This window comes from Streptomyces sp. Je 1-332, from assembly GCF_040730185.1.
Lineage (GTDB): Bacteria > Actinomycetota > Actinomycetes > Streptomycetales > Streptomycetaceae > Streptomyces.
Window position 1 is genome coordinate 8,109,545 of the sequence record NZ_CP160402.1, and the last position, 16,314, is coordinate 8,125,858.

Consider the following 16,314-nt stretch of genomic DNA (forward strand, 5'->3'; position numbering starts at 1 on the left):
CGAGCTCGCCCTTTCGAGGCTGCGACTGCGGCGAGCCAACGCCGAATACGACGGCCGAGCGAACCGGGACCCGGACGAGTCGGGGCGGTCGGCAGCTCTAGTGCAGAGGCCGCCAAGCAGGATGCCGCATCAGGGGTTCACGTGGGTCCTGCCATGTCAGGCAGCCTTTCTCCAGTCCCGGCACCTGCCTGTCGGTGACCAGCGGCCCTCCGCCGTGTGTGATGCCCTCGACCGTCTGCTCCAGCAGATCAGCGATCGACGGAAAGCAGGTACCACCGCCTATCTGCAGGCCCGCCATCGCATCCCAACGGCCCACGGGGCTCGGCGAAAGCGCGGCATCGACGTAACGGCCGAAGACACCCCCTTCCCAGTGCTCGCCCAAGAACGGCACCCACTGGATCTCCGGCGGTTTCGACTCGTCTGCAAAGCCGTCGGAGCGGAAGCACGCATGGACAGCCCACCCTGGGGAGAGCAGATCCCCTTCCGGGATGAACCCGTGCGGGTTCAGGTCACCGTCGTCCTCGTCTTCCTCCGGCAGATCAACTGGCTGGAGCCCTCCACACAGCGACCACAAGGACTTCAGCTCGGCCGGGAAGCCGTGCCCGGCGTAGTCGCGCAGCTTCTGCTCGGCTGCGACGACCTCCTGCGGAGGTGCGGGCGGCAGCAGCGCCTCGCTCGACAACGGGGCGTGTTCCGCGAGCCAACTACTTATCTGTCCCCACGCTGCTGCGACTCTGTCCACGTTCATCTGATCAGACATGTCGGCCACACTAGCGAGCGCGGCCCTCTCGCCAGGGGCCTCCGCCCGCCGACCGGGGCCGCGGCTTCGCCGTCGACAAGTCGGGTCAGTGCTGAAGCGCACCCACCGCTCAGCCCGCCCAGTCCCAGTCCTCGTCTCCACCGCCCCGCATGGTGCGCCACCCCTTGAAGTTCTCCAGAGCCTTTCGTGCCAACTGGGCGTACTGCACCGGGCATTCCCACAACTCGCGGGCCGAGAGTTCGGCGGGCACGGGGGTGTCGGGGTGGTCCTGCGGTGCGTAGAGGTGCACCACTGCGCGGTAGCGGGACTGCACGGTCGAGTCGGCTGCGGACCAGGGGTGTTGCGGGTGCTCGCAGGAGGCATCCAAGTCGATGGTGTCCACGGCTGCGGCCAAGTCGCGCGCATACGAGGGGGGCAGGCCCTCGTATGTCTGGGCGATGCCCATCCACATGCACAGGAACAAGCCGATCCGCTCCTCTTCCCGCACCTGCCCGGAGAGCCAGCGGCGAGCGGACCACAAGGCGACCGGGCCGGTGTTGTTCTCCCAGGTACGGCGGATCGCCTCCTGCATGGCGACGATGTCGAGGCTGCCGCTGCCTCGGACGAACTGTGCGTCCAGATGGGACACATCGATGCCGCCGAAGAGCTCCCGGTGCGCCTCGCGCATGCGGTCCAGGGCTTGATCGGCCAGGTCTGAGAGGAACCCCTCGCAGCCGAACGCCGCCAGCTCCTGGGCGTCGAGGCCACCGTCCTCGGCGAACGCGGCCTGGCCTGCCTCGGTCAGCATGCTCACCCCGGCCTCGACCGCGTACTCCGAGTCGAGGTCGACGGGGTGGGCGCTCGCCGGGCAGGTGCAGGATGCCCGGTCCAACTCGGCGCGGAACCCGTCCAGGACCTGTATGTAGGCCGCGAACAGGGACTTGTTGAAGACGCGTGCAGCGACGTACCAGCAGGTTGCGTGGAGGAGGATCGTGTACCCGGTCCGCTCGCGGCGGCCCTGCGGGGTGGCGTTGCGGCCCAGTGCCTCCGCCGCGTCGCCGGCCAGGACAGTGAGGGTCGATTCAGGATCCACGTAGGGGTAGTCGCTGACGATCCCGGACAGCTCGGAGATCAGTTCGCGGTGGTCGGCTTGCAGGGCGGCGGGCGTCACTTCAGTCACATCCGTACCTGACGACCGGGCTGTACGCGGTGGTTCCCCCAACGACTGGTACATCACCGAGTGAATCCGACGAACCGGGTGCCAAGCGCTACTTGGCGCTCGTGCTCCCCTCGCCGGTGAGGAGCGGGCGCGTAGGGCCCCACTTGCGCAGCGCGGCGTACCCCACGCCGATGGCCGCGGCTGTCGGTCCGCCCACCGCGCCGACGGCGGCCAGACCGCCGAGCCCGAGGTAGACGGGCATGCCGTCGCGAGAGGGCAGCGCCCGGCCCGCGGAGGCCAGGGGAGTGGAGACGGCGTCCACGAGACCGCGAGCCATGCGCTCGACCGGAATGGACATGGTGTAGCCGTCCTGTGAGCCGGAGCCTCGCGTACGGGTCGTGGATCCGCCGGCGGAAGACTTGGCCTTCGCGGCGGTCTTGGAGGCGGCCTTCGTCGACTTGGAGGCCTTCGTCGAGCGGGAGGCCGTCTTCTTTGCCGCCGGTCGGGACGAGGTCTTCTTCGCCGAGCGGGAGGCAGCCGTCTTCTTGGCCGGGGTCTGCTTGCGCGCTGTAGCCATTGGGCATTGCTCCTTCTGATCGCGGCAGATGTCCATCTTGAAATGGATCGTTCCGCCCCGCACCTCCTGCGCGTTCGGATGTCACGGTGTGTAGCGCTCTTGGGGTGAGGCCCGGGGGAGTGGACCTGTCAGTGCCCTTCCGGTCCTGCCGGGCTTTCTGGAACTTCCGAGCCTGCCGAGCCTTCCAGGCCTTCCGCGTGCAAACGCTCCTCGTCCGCTTTCCTCGCCCACTGCGTGCCCGCCGTGATCGCGACTGCCGTGGCGGCCGCGCAGGAGCCCACGGCCACTGCCCAGGAACCGGCCCGCAGAGGGCGGCATCCGAAGAAGCGGCTGATGACCGGCGTCTGAACGCCGGCCAGCAGGGCCAGTCCCGAAACCCCACTGGTCAGAATGACCAGTCGGCTGTGGCGGGCCATCATCAGGGTCTGCCCCAATTGGGTGCCGATGAGTGCGACCAGGCCCATCGTGCTGGCCTCGTGCACGCGCCCGGTGGCTTTGCCCGCGCCCCAGGCGAGGGTCGCGCCCAGCGTGGTGGCCCCGCCGCGGACGGCGAGGGTGTGGGCCAGGGACGTACCCCAGACGGTGGTGACGGGGCCGGAGTGGAGCGGGTCTTGGGCGTACTCGTCCTGTTGCGGTTGTTCCGGCCGTTCGGGTGCTGAGTCCTGCATCTCGCGCTGTGTCTCGCGCTGCATCTCGCCGCCGGTGACGTTCTCGGTCCCGTCGCCGGGAGGCGGCGTGGACGGTGCCAGCGCGACCGCGAGGGCAGGCAGCATGTCGGTGAGCATGTTGACCAGGAGCAGCTGACGGGTGGACAGCGGCGAGCGGCCGTCGACCGCGGTGCCCAGGACGGTGAAGGCGACCTCGCCCGCGTTGCCGCCCACCAGGATGGACACCGAGTCCCGCACTCGGCCCCACAGGGCCCGGCCCTCGCTCATGGCGGTGGCGATGCGCGAGGGGTCGGCCTGGGTGAGCACCAGATCGGCCGCTCGGCGCGCGGCGGTCGACCCGTGTCCCGCGATGGCGATACCAACGTCGGCGAGCCGGATCGCGGGGGCGTCGTTGGTGCCGTCGCCGGTCATGGCGACGACGTGGCCGGAGCGCTGCAAAGCCTCGACGATACGGGTCTTGTGTTCCGGCGAGACGCGGGCGAACACGGAGGTCTGCGCGATACGGCGGTCGCGGTCGCGTTTGGGAAGCGTGTCGAGTTCCGCGCCGGTGAGCACCGACTCCGGTGCCAGCAGCCCGAGTTGGGAGGCCACAGCGGTGGCTGTGACCGGGTGGTCACCTGTGATCATCACGCTGCGGGTACCGGCTTCGGTGAGACGGCGGACAGCGTCGGCGGTCGTGCGCCGTGGGGCGTCCGCGAAGGCGAGGAACCCGAACAGGGTGAGGTCGTGGGTGAGTGCCGCGAGATCGTCGCCGTGGTGCGCACGGTCGGCGGGCGGAGTTCCCTCGGCAACGGCGAGGACGCGCAGGCCCGCTGCCGCCAGTCGCTGCACCGTGCGTTGCGCGCGCAGGCGTCGGGCGGCAGTGAGAGTGACCGTCTCTTGGCCCGCGTCCCACACCGTCGCGCAGCGCTCCAGGACGACTTCCGGGGCCCCTTTGATCTCCAGGTGCAGCTGGTCGTCGTTGGTGCCCAGCGCGGCCGCGTAACCGCGGTTGGTCTCGAAGGGCAGCTCCCGGATCAGCTGCCAGGCGTGGTCGGGCTCGCCGTGCTCGCCCACCGCCTCGATGACGGCCCGGTCGGTCGCATGAGCCACGGCTCGGGGTGAGTCGGGGTCGGCCTGCGGGCAGGCCCGGCCGCTGACGCGCAGCAGCCGGCGGGCATGGGCGCCGTCGAAGGCCACCTCGCCGCCGTAGTCCGCGAGGCGCGTCACCGACAGGCGGCCCGCGGTGAGCGTTCCGGTCTTGTCGAAGGCGACGGTGTCGACGCGCCCCAATGCCTCCAGGGCGCGGGCGGAGCGGACAAGGACTTCCTGATTGCCGAGCCGTCGCGCGGCGGAGAGCTGGGCGGCGGTGGCGACAAGGGGCAGGCCCTCGGGGACCGCGGCGACCGCGATGGACACGCCGGAGCCGAGCGCCTGACGCAGGGGCGCGCCGCGCAGCAGGGCGAGTCCGGTGACGAGCGCTCCCGCGGCGGCCGTCGCGGGCAGGGTGATGCGGGTGAGGTCGGCGAGGCGGGCCTGCACGCCGGTCGCGGGGGCGGCGCGCCCGGTCGCCGCGGAAGCACGGCCGGCTTCGGTGTTCGCGCCGACCGCGGTGACGACGGCGCACCCGTGCCCGGCGACCACGGTGGTTCCCTCGTAGACCATGCAGGAGCGGTCGGCCAGTGCGGCACCAGGGGTAGGGGCGGGGTCCTTGTCGACCGGAAGCGGTTCGCCGGTGAGGCTGGACTCGTCGACTTCTAGTTCGGTGGCACTCAGCAGCCGCGCATCGGCCGGTACGACATCGGAGGGGCCCAGCAGCATGACGTCGCCGACGGCGAGGCGGTCGGCGGTGACCGTCTCGAAGGGCTCCTTGGCCAGGGCAGCCGACCAGCCGCTGTCGCGTGGGGTGGCTGTCAGGAGAGCGCGGCGGACGGTGACGCGCTCGACGTCGAGCAGTTCGTTCAGGGCCTGTTCGGCCTTCATCCGCTGTGATCCGCTGACCAGGGCGCTGCCCAGCATCACGCCGCCCACGAGGAGGGCGTCCACACGAGAGCCGACGACGGCGGAGGCGGCCGCGCCGAAGGCGAGCACCGGTGTCAGGGGGTCACGCAGTTCCTCGGCTACGGCCCGGGTGAGGGCGACGGCTTTCGGCGGCAGCAGGGAGTGGGGCGGCCGGGACTTGGTCCGGGGCTGCGTGACATCGGCCGTGTCGTCGGCGGTGGGGTGCGAGTCATCGGCGGCAGGGTGCGAGGCAGCGTACTCGCGGACCCTGAGGAAGGTCGCGCGGCCGGTGAGGCTGTGCCAACTGCCGCGCAGTGCGGGCTTCGGTGCGGGCAGGGTGCCGACCTTGCGGGCGCTGATGACGCCTCCGAGCAGGGCGAAGGCGGCTGAACTGTGCATCGGTGAGAGCTTGCGGCGCTGGTGCAGAGGGCTGGCGTCCACCAAGGTCAGCAGTGCGCCCATGGCTGCTCCGCCGAGGGCCGTCTTGGCCGAGCGGCGGCTGACACGACGGGCGGGGCCCAGGGTGCGCAGGAGCAGCCAGGCGGAGTCCAGTTCGTAGGCGCAGATGAGGTCGGCCGACCAACTCGCCCCATGGGAGCCGTGCAACACGGACACGCCGACATCCGCCAACGCCAGGGCGGTGTCCTGACCGGCCGCGATCACCATGACGACGCGGCCCTCGGTCTGCAACTGCCGGACGCTGTCGGACAGATCGCCGGGCGGGAGTACCTCGTCGGCCAGCGGCAGCAGCTCGCCGATGCCGGCGTGCTCGGTGACGACCACATGCTCGGCGTTGGACCGCGCTGCCTTGAGCACGGCCTCCGCCAGCGGATCGAGGCCACAGCCGATGGTGACCGTCCCGCAGTGACGCTCCTGCCTGTCGAGCAGACGGAAGGTCACAGTGCCGGTGCCGTCCAGGAGAGGACGCGCGTGCGCGCCCTCCAGCTCCAGAGTCCAGCCGTCCCTGCTCCACCGACGCTGTTTCTGAAGCGTCGTCACATCGCTGGAACCGAGCACTCCTTGGGCGGTACGCCATACCTCCGTGTCGTCGACGTCCGTGTGCACCGACTGCGCCGACAACAGGACGGGGCGACTGCCGCACAACACGAGGGAGTCGATGATGACCGTGTCGACCCGGTCGAGCCGGCGCAGCACGGCAGCGTTCATCGGCAGCACTCCGCGCCGGGCCAGGCGCCAGTCCAGAACAGCCGCGTACCCCTCCCGACCGAGCCAGGCCGCCGGCGGCGCGGTCGTCATCAGGAGCTCGGTGGCCCGGAACGGACTGCGAGTCCCCAGGAGCAGCGCCGCCGCCCCGGCCAGGGAGCCGAGCGCGGTGCGGTCGGTGACCGTCTCGACGGGGCCGGACGGCAGCGGCTCCGGCCGTGAGGGGCGTTTCACGCACTCGTGCGGCAGCACCGACTGGATGGAATGCAGATCCATTTCGTGCCGGGCCCAGGCGGCCCGCCGTGCGTGGGCCTCGACGATCTGAGCGCCGCGCCGCAGTACGTCGACGGCGATGGGCGCGGCGTTGTGGGTGAAGGCGTGGGCCGTGGTGATGGCCAGCGACAGCAGCAGATCGCCGCGGATGCGCCCCAGACGTTCTTCCACGACGTGCCGAAGCCGCAGATGCGCTTCGGAGAGCACCAAGCACTCGCGGACCCCGTACGGCAGCGGCGGTACCCGCACGAGGCGTCCGGTGGCGGAGATGCCGAGTCCGACCAGGCCGACGGTGAGGGCGACATAGGCGGCCGTTTGCTCGACGTTGTCGGCGGGGTGCTCCTGCGGAGCAGCCGGAAACGGCTCGCCGGCCACACCGTGGGCGGCTTCCACTTCCTCGACGACCTCTTCGATGAGGTCAATGCCGACCCGGTTCTCGTTGAAGATGACCAGGAGCCGACGAGTCTCCGCGTTGGCCTCGGCCCAGTAGACGCCGTCGGTCTCCATCAGCGCCATGATCGCGGCCTTGAGGATGGTGCGATGCGCGGTGCCCCGCCCCGTCAGGCCGCGTACCTGCAGATGGGCGTGACCGTCGTGCGACCACACCTGACGGGCGACGTGGACATCACCCGAGTCAGCCAGTTCCGTGGCGATGGACCTGAGGTGATGCGGTGCGTCCGCGAGCAGCGATCCGAGCCGCTGGGGCGAGGCCCCGGCCATCAGCCGCACGGCACCCACGCCGAACTCGATCACTGCGGCCCCACCGCGCGGCACCGCCTGCCCGGCCGCCCGGAGCCCGCCGTGCACCACACGGCCCACACTCGCGACGGCAGCCAGCGGCAGGCGCACGCTCGGGCGCAGGGGGAGCCGCATGCGAGCCATGTTTGAGGCCTCTCAGGGGGCGACGTACCGGGGGAGTCGTACAGGGACGGCAACGATCGATACGCCCAGCCTCCTCCGAGCGGCCGGGCAGCGGTCCGCTGGGTTCGGCCGAACAGCCGCGGTCTGAACACATACGTGTGGCGGGCAGGAGGGCCGCACGCGCGGGACTGCGTGACGGCGTCGAGCCATCAGTCGCGGGCCGGTGCGCAGAGCCTTCCGCGTGCGACCGGGCTGCTGTGTGCGGCTCTGGTGGCCCTGAGGGCCTGGTGGCGTGCCCGCTCGCTGGTCCGACTGTGGCCGAATGTCAGTCGCCGCCGTGGGGCGTGTCGGATGAACTGCGGTCGCTCATCGACTCGTTGGCGGGACGTCTCGACCGTGCGCCGACTCGGGCTGGTTCTCGGAGGTGCGCACGCGGCCAGCGTCGGCGGACGTGGTGCCTGACGCCTGATCAACTGTCCAGCAGGGTAGGGGCAGAGGCCTAGGGAGGGAGCGTGTGGACGGTCCCGTAGCGACCCTGTGCCCCGGTCGAGTTCCTGCCCTACGTCTCCTCGGGCAGGTGGGCAGCCAGCGACCGCAACCCGGCCAGCACCTCGTCGGCGGTGGGTGCGGACTCGGGGTCGGTGAGATGCTGCATCATCAGACCGCTGACCAGGGCGAGTTGCACTGAGCCAAGGGTGCGGATGGTCTCTTCGGAGAGCTCGGTCTCGGCGGTTCCGGTGACCTCCCGCGCCATGCCACTGCGTCCTTGCCGCAGCCCCGCGGCCACCTGCTCACGCAGATCCGGATCCCGCTGCGCACGCAGAACGGTCTCCAGATTGGCGATCCAGAAGGTCTTGTTGCCCGAGAACGCCTCGATCAGGCGACGCCACAGCGCGCCTAGGTCGGTGTCGTCCGCCGACGGTCCGAAGGCCTGGCCTCCGGAGTCGAGTGCCTCGAAGAGCGCGTGGTTGAGCAGCGCCTCCTTCGAGCCGAAGTGATAGCCGATCGCCGCCATGCTGACGCCCGCAGCGGAGGCGAGGTCGCGAACCGTCGTGCGTTCATAGCCCTTCGTGAAGAGGCATTCTCTGGCGGCCTCCAGCAGCTTCTCCCGATTACCCATGACGCGGACCCTAGCAACAACCTGCACGTTTGTGCCAGGCGATCGCATTAGGCAAGCGCCTCAGGCAAACGTCTTGCGCATCTGCCCAAATCTTGACTACGGTTCCGGGCCTCGAACATCACGCCGATCCCGGAGGTACTTGATGAGCACCACGAAGTCGCGCGTCGCCGCTCTGGCCGCAGCTACCGTCTCCGCGACGCTTGCCGCCACGGCGATCACAGTGATCACAGCCGGACCTGTCCCCGCGCTCGCCGGCGCCCACGTCTTCCCCACCCGGGTGGTGACCGCCGAGGGGCCGGTCCAGGGGACGGCCGCCGGCGCGGTGCGAACGTTCCAGGGCATCCCTTACGCGGCCCCGCCGACCGGAGAACGCAGGTGGAAGGAGCCGCAGCCCGTGCGCCACTGGTCGTCGCCGCTTGACGCCCGTACGCCGAAGAGCGCCTGCGCGCAGCCGACCGACCAGCCGATCGCGATCGAGGGCGGCGGCAACGAGGACTGCCTCCACCTGAACGTCACCACTCCGGCCGGGCGGACCACTGGACCCTTGCCGGTCATCGTCTGGATTCACGGCGGCAGCTTCACCTACGGCGACGGCGCCACCTACCGCGCGGCCAAACTGGCCGCCGCGCAACAGGGCGCGATGGTCGTGACGGTCAACTACCGGCTCGGCGCGTTCGGCTTCCTCGCCGCTCCCGGCCTGCGCGCACCAGCCAACCTCGGTCTTCTCGACCAGCAGGCAGCGCTGAAATGGGTCAAGCGCAACGCCGGCGCCTTCGGGGGTGACCCCGGCAATGTCACGATCATGGGGCAGTCGGGCGGGGGCTACAGCGTCTGCGCCCAGTTGGTCTCGCCCGGCGCCCGTGGGCTCTTCAGCAAGGCGATCGTGCAGAGTGCGGGCTGCGTCGGGCCGGACGGCTCGTTCACCCGCACGCAGGCGAAGGCCAACGGCCTTGCGGTCGCCAAAGCCGCGGGCTGCGACGATCCGCGCACCGCCGACCCCTGCCTACGGCGCAGATCCACGGCCGACCTCACCAAGGCGTCCACCTCGGGGCACAACGGCTACCGGCCCGTGGTGGACGGCAAGGTGCTGCCCGAGGCCCCGGCGCGAGCGATCGCCGCCGGACGGTTCGCCCGCGTACCGGTGTTGCATGGCTCCACGCATGACGAGATGAGCGGGCTGGCCGGGCTCGAGGAGACCCAGACAGGGAAGCCATTGACCGCTGAGGGGTACACCAAGAAGGTCACAGAGCAATTCGGAAAGGACGCCCACAAGATCCTGGCCGAGTACCCAGCAGCGAACTACCCGGCGCCCGGGGCCGCACTCTCGGCTGTGCTGACCGACTCGGAATGGTCGACAGCGGCACTCGACACTCAGCGCGCGCTGGCCCGCCACACCCCCGTCTACGCCTACGACTTCGCCGAGGCCAAGGCCCCCTACTTCAAAAGCGTGCCGCGGCCGGCGAGTTTCTCGCTCGGAACCGGCCACATGACCGACCTGGCCTACCTGTTCGACAACGGCCTGTTCGAGCCGCTCGACCCCGCGCAAGCCGGGCTCTCGGACACGGTGACCGCCTACTGGAGCCACTTCGCGCGCACAGGGCAGATGAACACGGACGGCTTGCCCACGTGGAAGCGGTTCACGCCGCACAGCCCGTACGTGCAGCGGCTCGCGTCCGGCCGAATCGGGCAGACGGACTTCGCAGCCGACCACCACTACGCCTTCTGGAAGGCGCTCAACTCGATGAGCTCGTTGAGGTCGTAGCGGAAGTCCGCGGCCGATCTCAGGGGAGCCGTCGACGGGGGAGGGGATGTAGAAGGGGAACTGGGGCGGCCCGGCGTACAAGAAGTCGGAAGGCAGCAGCTCCTTGGGCACTCCCGCCCGTGTGAGGTGCTTGTCCAGCAGCCCGAAGAAGGTGGACGGGCTCGAGTAGCTGCCCAGGGTGTTGGAGTCGGACCCGGTGGAGTCGATGATCTTCTGCAGGGCGGTGTAGTACGTGCGCTGCTGGTCCGCATCAACCGCGCCTGGCTCACGGTGAAGTACGGCACCTGGCAATGGTCTTCTGGAGAGTGCCGCATCAGGCACTGTTCGCCCTCCAGGCATGACGCTGCAGAGTCGTGCCGGCGGCACGAGGCACGGAATAGCGACCCCGTGATCTAATCGCTGCGGCCATCGCGAGAAAGGCGGTTCGTGTCTACACGTGATGAACGGGAAGGCGTGACGCCGACTGAGAGCAGGAGGGAACAGAAATTTCCCGGCTTATGGGCCAATCCCAACTACCGGATATTTCTGGTCATCCAGACGCTGTCGGCTCTCGGGGATTCCTTCTCCTATGTAGCGATCCCACTCCTGGTCCTGCAAAGCACCGGATCGGTCGTGCAGATGGGCCTCGTCACCGGCCTGACGGGCGTGGCCTCAATCATCACCGGATTGTTCGCCGGGGTGATCGTCGACCGGCTCGACCGGCGCAGAGTCCTCATGGCAGCCGACTGGGCGCGTTGTCTGCTGTTCGCTCTCATCCCGCTGGTCTGGCTCTTCGCTACCCCGATGTGGTTGATCTACGCGGTGGTGCCGGCCGCAGGCGCGTTCATGATGCTGTTCCGAGTGACCTATGTGACGGTCGTGCCCGCCATCGTCGAGCCAGGTCAGATCACCAAGGCCAACGGTCATCTGTTCGGCACCTACGCGGCTGCCAGCGCGGGAGGCCCGGCGTTGGCGGGCTTCATAGCCTCCGCCTTCAGCCCAGCTGCAGCCATCGGCTTCGACTCCGCCACCTTCGCGCTCTCCGCCATCGGCATACTCTTCGTAAAGATCCGATCTGCCCGACGGAACACCACTGACACTGGGGACGAAAAAGCCAGTGTGCGTGGCGAATTCCTCGCCGGTCTACGGTTTTTGTGGGCCCATCCGGTACTACGCCCGCTGACCGCGCTGCTCTCCCTGCTGACCTTTCTCACGTACGGGCTCACCGATCTCATCATCTTCCTCGTCAAGGAGGATCTCGGGCGCCCCGACAGCACCGTCGGCTTCGTCCTGAGCGCCGGGACTCTCGGCACCTGTCTGGCATCCTTCGCCGTCGCGCGAGTTCGCGAACGCCTCGGCTTCGGCGTCAGCTGGATCGGAGCCTTCGTGCTGTGTGGGACCGCCGTGCTGTGCCTGGGCCTGTCGGAGAGCGTCGTCGTGGTCGGGGTGCTCGCTGCCGCGATGCTGTTCTGTACCAGCGTCGCGGGCACTTGTTCCATGTCTCTGCGCCAGGAGGTCACCCCCAGCCATCTCTTGGGACGGGTGACTGCCGCGTTCTGGACGACCCACTCCGCACTCGGCCCGCTGGGAGCTGCCGCGGTCACGGCCGCGGCAGCCGGGGTCGGTGTCACCGCGACGTGCCTGGGGATCGGCGTCACCGTGGTGTGCGTCGCCCTGGCCGGAGTTCTGACGGGTGTCGGGAAAAGTCGCCCAGGTCGATCGGCTGTGCAGGGCGTGTGACATAGGCAGGTCGTCCGGCGCCGCGGAGAAGACCGGCCGCCGCTGACAAGCTCCTGCATTCTGGTGATGAGGCGCGTGTCGGGCGACGGGTCGCGTCGTATTCCCGCTGTCAGTTCTATGTTGCCCGCACAGCGCAGAAGTTCGGGCTCCTTCAAGGCCCGGCGCGTCACCAAGGAGAAGCGAAGTCATGGTTCGTAGTGCTGTGAGCGGGTGTGCGGTGGTTGCTCTCGCCTCTGTGGCGTTCACTGGTGTCGCGCCGGCATCGGCGTCTGATGCTCCGAGGGCGGAGCCGAGGGTCACGGTCACCCCGGCCTCGGTCAAGCAGAAGGCTGCGGTGACGGTGCGGGTCGTGAACGTCCCCAAGACATGCCGTGCGGTGCGGGCGAAGTCCGACGCGTTCGCCAAGCCGGTGATGCTGGCGAAGAAGACCAAGCCGCTGATGTACACGGGCCAGGCGGCCGTGAAGGCGAACGCTGCTCCCGGTAGTCACCAGGTCGTGGTGGGCGGAATCGGCTGCGGCAAGTGGGTGGCGAAGGGCACGTTCACTGTTCCCGCGGCGCCCAACTCGAAGGTGGTCAAGGGAACCGTCACCTCTAAGGCCGGGCTGTTCGTACGTCGGCAGCCGACGTCCAACTCGCCCGCGACCGGAACGTACCGCTACCGGCAGACCATCGCTCTGGTCTGCAAGAAGGCCGGGCAGCCGGTCGCCGGTAACCGGACCTGGTACCGGGTCAACGTGCCCAAGGGGTGGGTCACCGCTCGCTACGTGAAGGCGCAGGGCTTCGTGCCCAACTGCAAGTAAATGCAGGGCGATTGGGCCTTGTAGGAGGCTTGCAGTGTCCGGCCGCCGCGCGGGTGCGGCGGCCGGAGCTGTGAAGGGGCCGTCTTGAGGGGGACTCCCGGAGACGCTCAGGCGACGGGTCGAGACCATGGCCTGCCTCGGCAGAACTCCGTCAGGTCGCGCTCGGCCTTCGAGTGCACAGAGCCGTCCCCCTTAACAGCTGTCGCGCTGGAGGGGTGAGAATCCCTCGATGCAGACGTTCCGGATCTCCACGACCGAAGAGGCACTCGCCGACTTGCGCGAACGACTCGCGCGCACCCGGTTTCGCGAGGATCTGCCCGGTGAGAGCTGGGACCGGGGGACGCCGCAGCCCTGGCTGCGGCAACTCGTCGAGCACTGGTTGCACCGCTACGACTGGCGCCGCACCGAGGCGGAACTGAACGCCCTGCCTCAGGTCATCGGCGACGTTGCAGGGCTGCGAGTGCACGCCTTCGTGGTGTGCTCACGGCATGAGGACGCCACGCCACTGCTGCTGTGCCACGGCTGGCCGGGATCCGTGGTGGAGTTCCTCGACTGTGTGCCCGCGCTGACCGACCCCGTCGCGCACGGCGGGCGCGCCGAGGACGCCTTTCACGTGGTGCTGCCTTCGATGCCCGGTTTCGGACTGTCCGGGCCGACCTCAGTTGCCGGCGCCGATGTGGTCGCCATTGCCGACGCCTTCGCCGCTCTGATGGGCGAGCTCGGCTACTCCCGCTTCGTGGCCCAGGGCGGGGACTGGGGAGCCTTCGTAGTGCGTCAGTTGGGTCTGGCGCACGCCGACCGGCTGCTGGGAGCGCACATCAACTTCCCCTGGGCGGTGCCCCCGCCGGGCATCGAGGACCCTGAGGCCGAGGCGACACCGGCTGAACGCGAGGCGCTGGAACGCAACACCAGGGTGTACGGCGCGGACAACGGCTACTACATCCAGCAGGCCACCCGGCCGCACAGCGTCGGCGCGGCGCTTGAGGATTCACCGGCAGGGCTGGCGGCCTGGCTGCTGGAGAAGTTCCACACCTGGTCCGACACCCGCGAGGGGCTGCCCTTCACGCTCGACCGGCTGCTGGACAACACCATGCTCTACTGGCTCACCGGAACTGCCACATCGTCCGCCCGTCTGTATGCGGAGTCGGCGGCGTACGGCTCCGACGCGCGAGTATGGGGCCGCAGGGTGGACGTGCCCACCGGCATCGCGCTCTATCCACGGGAGAAGACCCGGGCTCCGCGCCGGTGGAGCGAACGCCAGTGGAACGTGGTGCACTGGGCGGAACAGCCTCGCGGCGGCCATTTCGCGGCCTTCGAGCAGCCTGGCCTCTTCACCGCCGACCTGCGGGATTTCGCCCGAAAGCTGCGCTGATTGATGCCTGCGGCGCCGTCAGGTCCCTTCGAGCGCGCGGCGCAGACCAAGAAGCTCGGGATCAGCAGACGCTGTCGGTCGGCTTCGGGTTGCCCAGGCCGAACAGCGGGCGCAGGCGCAGGCCGGCCCAGGTGCCGAGGATCGCTACGGCGGCCCAGATCCAGCCGTGCAGCGACCCGGAAGCGATACCGGCCAGGTAGGCGCCGATGTTGCAGCCGCCGGCGAGACGGGCGCCGACGCCCATCAGGATGCCGCCGATGACGGCGGCGAGCGCGGTGCGGGCGGGGATGTTGCGGTGCAGCTGCCACACGCCGCCGGCGGCCGCGGCGACGGCCGCGCCGACCATGATGCCGATGTCGGTGAGGCTGGTCTTGTCGGCCAGCACCGGCCCCGACAACTGGGCCGCGCTGCCGGGCTGTTGCCAGAACGCCCAGGTCTCCGGCGCGCCGCCGAGCGCGCCCACGACCTTCGAGCCCCACAGGGCGAACGCGCTGGTGACGCCCCAGGCGCCGCCCGAGACGAGCAGCACGCCCGCGCCGAGCAGCGCGAGGACCACGGCGCCTGCGGCCAGCGGCCAGGAACCCCGCACCGTACGGCGGAGGACACCGCGCGCGGAGGGCGGGGTGCCGACCGGCGGGGGAGTGCGGCGGGCCTGTACGGCGCGGGCGATGAACCAGATGCCGGCGAGCACCGCGATCGTCGCCGCCCAGGAGCCGAACCAGCCGATGTGGTCGGACAGCACGTACGGGTCGAGCGCGGGCAGGTCGCTCCAGAGGCCGAACTGCCAGGCGGCGAGGGTGGAGCCGGTGATGAAGCCGAAGAGAGTGAGCACGATGGTGCCCTGGCCGGAACCGACGGCAAAGAGAGTCCCGGAGGCGCAGGCGCCGCCGAGCTGCATGCCGATGGCGAAGAGGAAGGCGCCGACGAGCAGTGCCACTCCGATCGGTCCGGCGCTGGGCGCGGGCACCGAACCGAACAGGCCGCTGCCGGTGCCGATGACCAGGGCGAAGAGGGTCGCGGTTGTGCCGAGCAGCAGGGTGTGGGCCCGCAGCCCGGTGTCGTTGCCGACAGCCACGAGCTGCCGCCAGGCGGAGGTGAAGCCGAACCGGGAGTGGAAGAGGGCGAACCCCAGCCCGAGGCCGAGCAGCAGCAGGACGCCCGGCTTGGCCCCGTGCTCCGCGAAGACGTAACCGGCGAGCGCGACACCGATGGCGCCGGCGACGGTCAGCGGCACCCGCCGGACCGGCGGCGCGGCCTCGGCCGGAGGGACGGGGGCGGAGGTGGGGGCAGGAGCGATCAGGGCGGTACGGGGCGGCGCCCCGGCATCGGCAGCGGTCGTCAAGGGGGTCTCCGGGGACGGGAGGGGGATGTTCGGACAGGCGGGGCTCGCGCGAGGGGGAGCGAGGCGTCAGCGGCGACAGAGCGCGTCGTCGACGCTCCACGGCGTGGCCGCGAAGAGCGCGAGAGTGAGCTGACGGGCGGGTCCGAACATGCGCACCACCATAAGCATCCAGCGGAGATCCCGAAACGCCGTCTCACATAGAGGACACTGGAATGAGACGGCCCTGGAATGAGACGGCGGGATGAATCGGCTCCAGCACTGCAGGTCGGGCCCTCCGCAAGGCCACTACGAAGTGGTGCCGTTCGCCTTGAACCTCACGCCGAGCAACATCATCCCGGTGGCCGAGACGATCACCGTCGCCACCGACGAGAAAGCGGCCGGTCAGGCCCAGGGGGAACGATGAACATCTACGACCTTGACGCGATTGTTTTCACGCTGGGCGGCCTGCTGCTGCTCGTGCCGGTGGTCATCGTGGCCCTGCGTCAGCGCGGCAAGACCCAGCGGGTCGAGGCGCAGCTCGCCCGCGATCAGGACTACCGCAGGTTGACCGAACTCGCCGTGACCACGCAGGAACTGACGGACCATGAGTTGACAGACATCGCCGCCCAGCTCTCCGACATGCGCTCGCGGGTCGAGTCCATGGAACGCACCCTCAAGGACGTCGAGTAACAGGGGCGAATGGGCGTCGTCCCACGCCGTTTCCCCTTTCAAGCGACCTGAGGAAGAAGCACGATGACCACCCCGCGGAAGAAGTCCATGACGAAGACCAGGACCCT

General features: G+C 69.6%; 12 protein-coding genes. 6 read left to right on the top strand and 6 right to left on the bottom strand.

Annotated features, from left to right (window positions below):
- Positions 1-97: 97 nt before the first annotated feature.
- The 5 genes from ABXJ52_RS36650 to ABXJ52_RS36670 all read right to left on the bottom strand — a co-directional run bounded on the left by ABXJ52_RS36650 (position 98) and on the right by ABXJ52_RS36670 (position 8,541).
- A complete protein-coding gene (locus ABXJ52_RS36650; RefSeq protein WP_367048438.1) occupies positions 98-760 on the bottom strand; it encodes an SMI1/KNR4 family protein in 663 nt (220 codons plus the stop codon).
- A gap of 109 nt (positions 761-869) precedes the next feature.
- Positions 870-1,919 carry a hypothetical protein gene (locus ABXJ52_RS36655; protein ID WP_367048440.1) on the bottom strand — a complete coding sequence of 350 codons (1,050 nt, stop codon included), beginning with the start codon at positions 1,917-1,919 and terminating at the stop codon, positions 870-872.
- Between the two features lie 88 nt (positions 1,920-2,007).
- Positions 2,008-2,475: a hypothetical protein gene (locus tag ABXJ52_RS36660; RefSeq protein ID WP_367048442.1), complete on the bottom strand. Its 468-nt coding sequence runs from the start codon at positions 2,473-2,475 to the stop codon at positions 2,008-2,010.
- Positions 2,476-2,603: 128 nt separating this feature from the next.
- The gene (locus tag ABXJ52_RS36665; RefSeq protein ID WP_367048443.1) at positions 2,604-7,433 is read right to left on the bottom strand and encodes an HAD-IC family P-type ATPase; all 4,830 of its coding nucleotides are present in this window, start codon (positions 7,431-7,433) and stop codon (positions 2,604-2,606) included.
- Positions 7,434-7,980: 547 nt separating this feature from the next.
- A complete protein-coding gene (locus ABXJ52_RS36670) occupies positions 7,981-8,541 on the bottom strand; it encodes a TetR family transcriptional regulator (RefSeq protein ID WP_367048445.1) in 561 nt (186 codons plus the stop codon).
- 142 nt (positions 8,542-8,683) lie between these two features.
- Here ABXJ52_RS36670 and ABXJ52_RS36675 point away from each other — a divergent pair, with 142 nt between their 5' ends.
- The 4 genes from ABXJ52_RS36675 (at position 8,684) to ABXJ52_RS36690 (ending at position 14,196) form a co-directional block, all read left to right on the top strand.
- Complete coding sequence (locus tag ABXJ52_RS36675) at positions 8,684-10,303, top strand: carboxylesterase family protein (RefSeq protein WP_367048446.1); 1,620 nt, start codon at positions 8,684-8,686, stop codon at positions 10,301-10,303.
- Positions 10,304-10,729: 426 nt separating this feature from the next.
- The gene (locus tag ABXJ52_RS36680; RefSeq protein WP_367048447.1) at positions 10,730-12,022 is read left to right on the top strand and encodes an MFS transporter; all 1,293 of its coding nucleotides are present in this window, start codon (positions 10,730-10,732) and stop codon (positions 12,020-12,022) included.
- A gap of 349 nt (positions 12,023-12,371) precedes the next feature.
- Positions 12,372-12,824: an SH3 domain-containing protein gene (locus tag ABXJ52_RS36685; RefSeq protein ID WP_367048448.1), complete on the top strand. Its 453-nt coding sequence runs from the start codon at positions 12,372-12,374 to the stop codon at positions 12,822-12,824.
- Between the two features lie 229 nt (positions 12,825-13,053).
- Positions 13,054-14,196 carry an epoxide hydrolase family protein gene (locus ABXJ52_RS36690; RefSeq protein WP_367048450.1) on the top strand — a complete coding sequence of 381 codons (1,143 nt, stop codon included), beginning with the start codon at positions 13,054-13,056 and terminating at the stop codon, positions 14,194-14,196.
- A gap of 61 nt (positions 14,197-14,257) precedes the next feature.
- Here ABXJ52_RS36690 and ABXJ52_RS36695 read toward each other — a convergent pair whose 3' ends face one another.
- Positions 14,258-15,538 (bottom strand): YeeE/YedE family protein, encoded by a 1,281-nt coding sequence (locus ABXJ52_RS36695; RefSeq protein WP_367048452.1) that lies wholly within the window; start codon positions 15,536-15,538, stop codon positions 14,258-14,260.
- A 241-nt stretch (positions 15,539-15,779) separates the two neighbouring features.
- Between ABXJ52_RS36695 and ABXJ52_RS36700 the strand changes: the two genes are divergently transcribed.
- Both ABXJ52_RS36700 and ABXJ52_RS36705 read left to right on the top strand, forming a co-directional pair.
- Positions 15,780-15,941 carry a hypothetical protein gene (locus ABXJ52_RS36700; protein WP_367048454.1) on the top strand — a complete coding sequence of 54 codons (162 nt, stop codon included), beginning with the start codon at positions 15,780-15,782 and terminating at the stop codon, positions 15,939-15,941.
- Positions 15,938-16,207, top strand: coding sequence for a hypothetical protein (locus ABXJ52_RS36705; protein WP_367048456.1), 270 nt, complete (start codon positions 15,938-15,940; stop codon positions 16,205-16,207). The genes ABXJ52_RS36700 and ABXJ52_RS36705 overlap by 4 nt, the downstream gene beginning before the upstream one ends.
- The last annotated feature ends 107 nt before the right edge of the window (positions 16,208-16,314 follow it).

What these genes read in the sequence shown, in the direction of transcription:
- ABXJ52_RS36650 (WP_367048438.1), bottom strand. Translation starts at nt 760, where the DNA reads ATGTCTGATCAGATGAACGTGGACAGAGTCGCAGCAGCGTGGGGACAG.
- ABXJ52_RS36660 (WP_367048442.1), bottom strand. Translation starts at nt 2,475, where the DNA reads ATGGCTACAGCGCGCAAGCAGACCCCGGCCAAGAAGACGGCTGCCTCC.
- ABXJ52_RS36675 (WP_367048446.1), top strand. Translation starts at nt 8,684, where the DNA reads ATGAGCACCACGAAGTCGCGCGTCGCCGCTCTGGCCGCAGCTACCGTC.
- ABXJ52_RS36705 (WP_367048456.1), top strand. Translation starts at nt 15,938, where the DNA reads ATGAACATCTACGACCTTGACGCGATTGTTTTCACGCTGGGCGGCCTG.
- ABXJ52_RS36700 (WP_367048454.1), top strand. Translation starts at nt 15,780, where the DNA reads ATGAATCGGCTCCAGCACTGCAGGTCGGGCCCTCCGCAAGGCCACTAC.
- ABXJ52_RS36665 (WP_367048443.1), bottom strand. Translation starts at nt 7,433, where the DNA reads ATGCGGCTCCCCCTGCGCCCGAGCGTGCGCCTGCCGCTGGCTGCCGTC.
- ABXJ52_RS36690 (WP_367048450.1), top strand. Translation starts at nt 13,054, where the DNA reads ATGCAGACGTTCCGGATCTCCACGACCGAAGAGGCACTCGCCGACTTG.
- ABXJ52_RS36670 (WP_367048445.1), bottom strand. Translation starts at nt 8,541, where the DNA reads ATGGGTAATCGGGAGAAGCTGCTGGAGGCCGCCAGAGAATGCCTCTTC.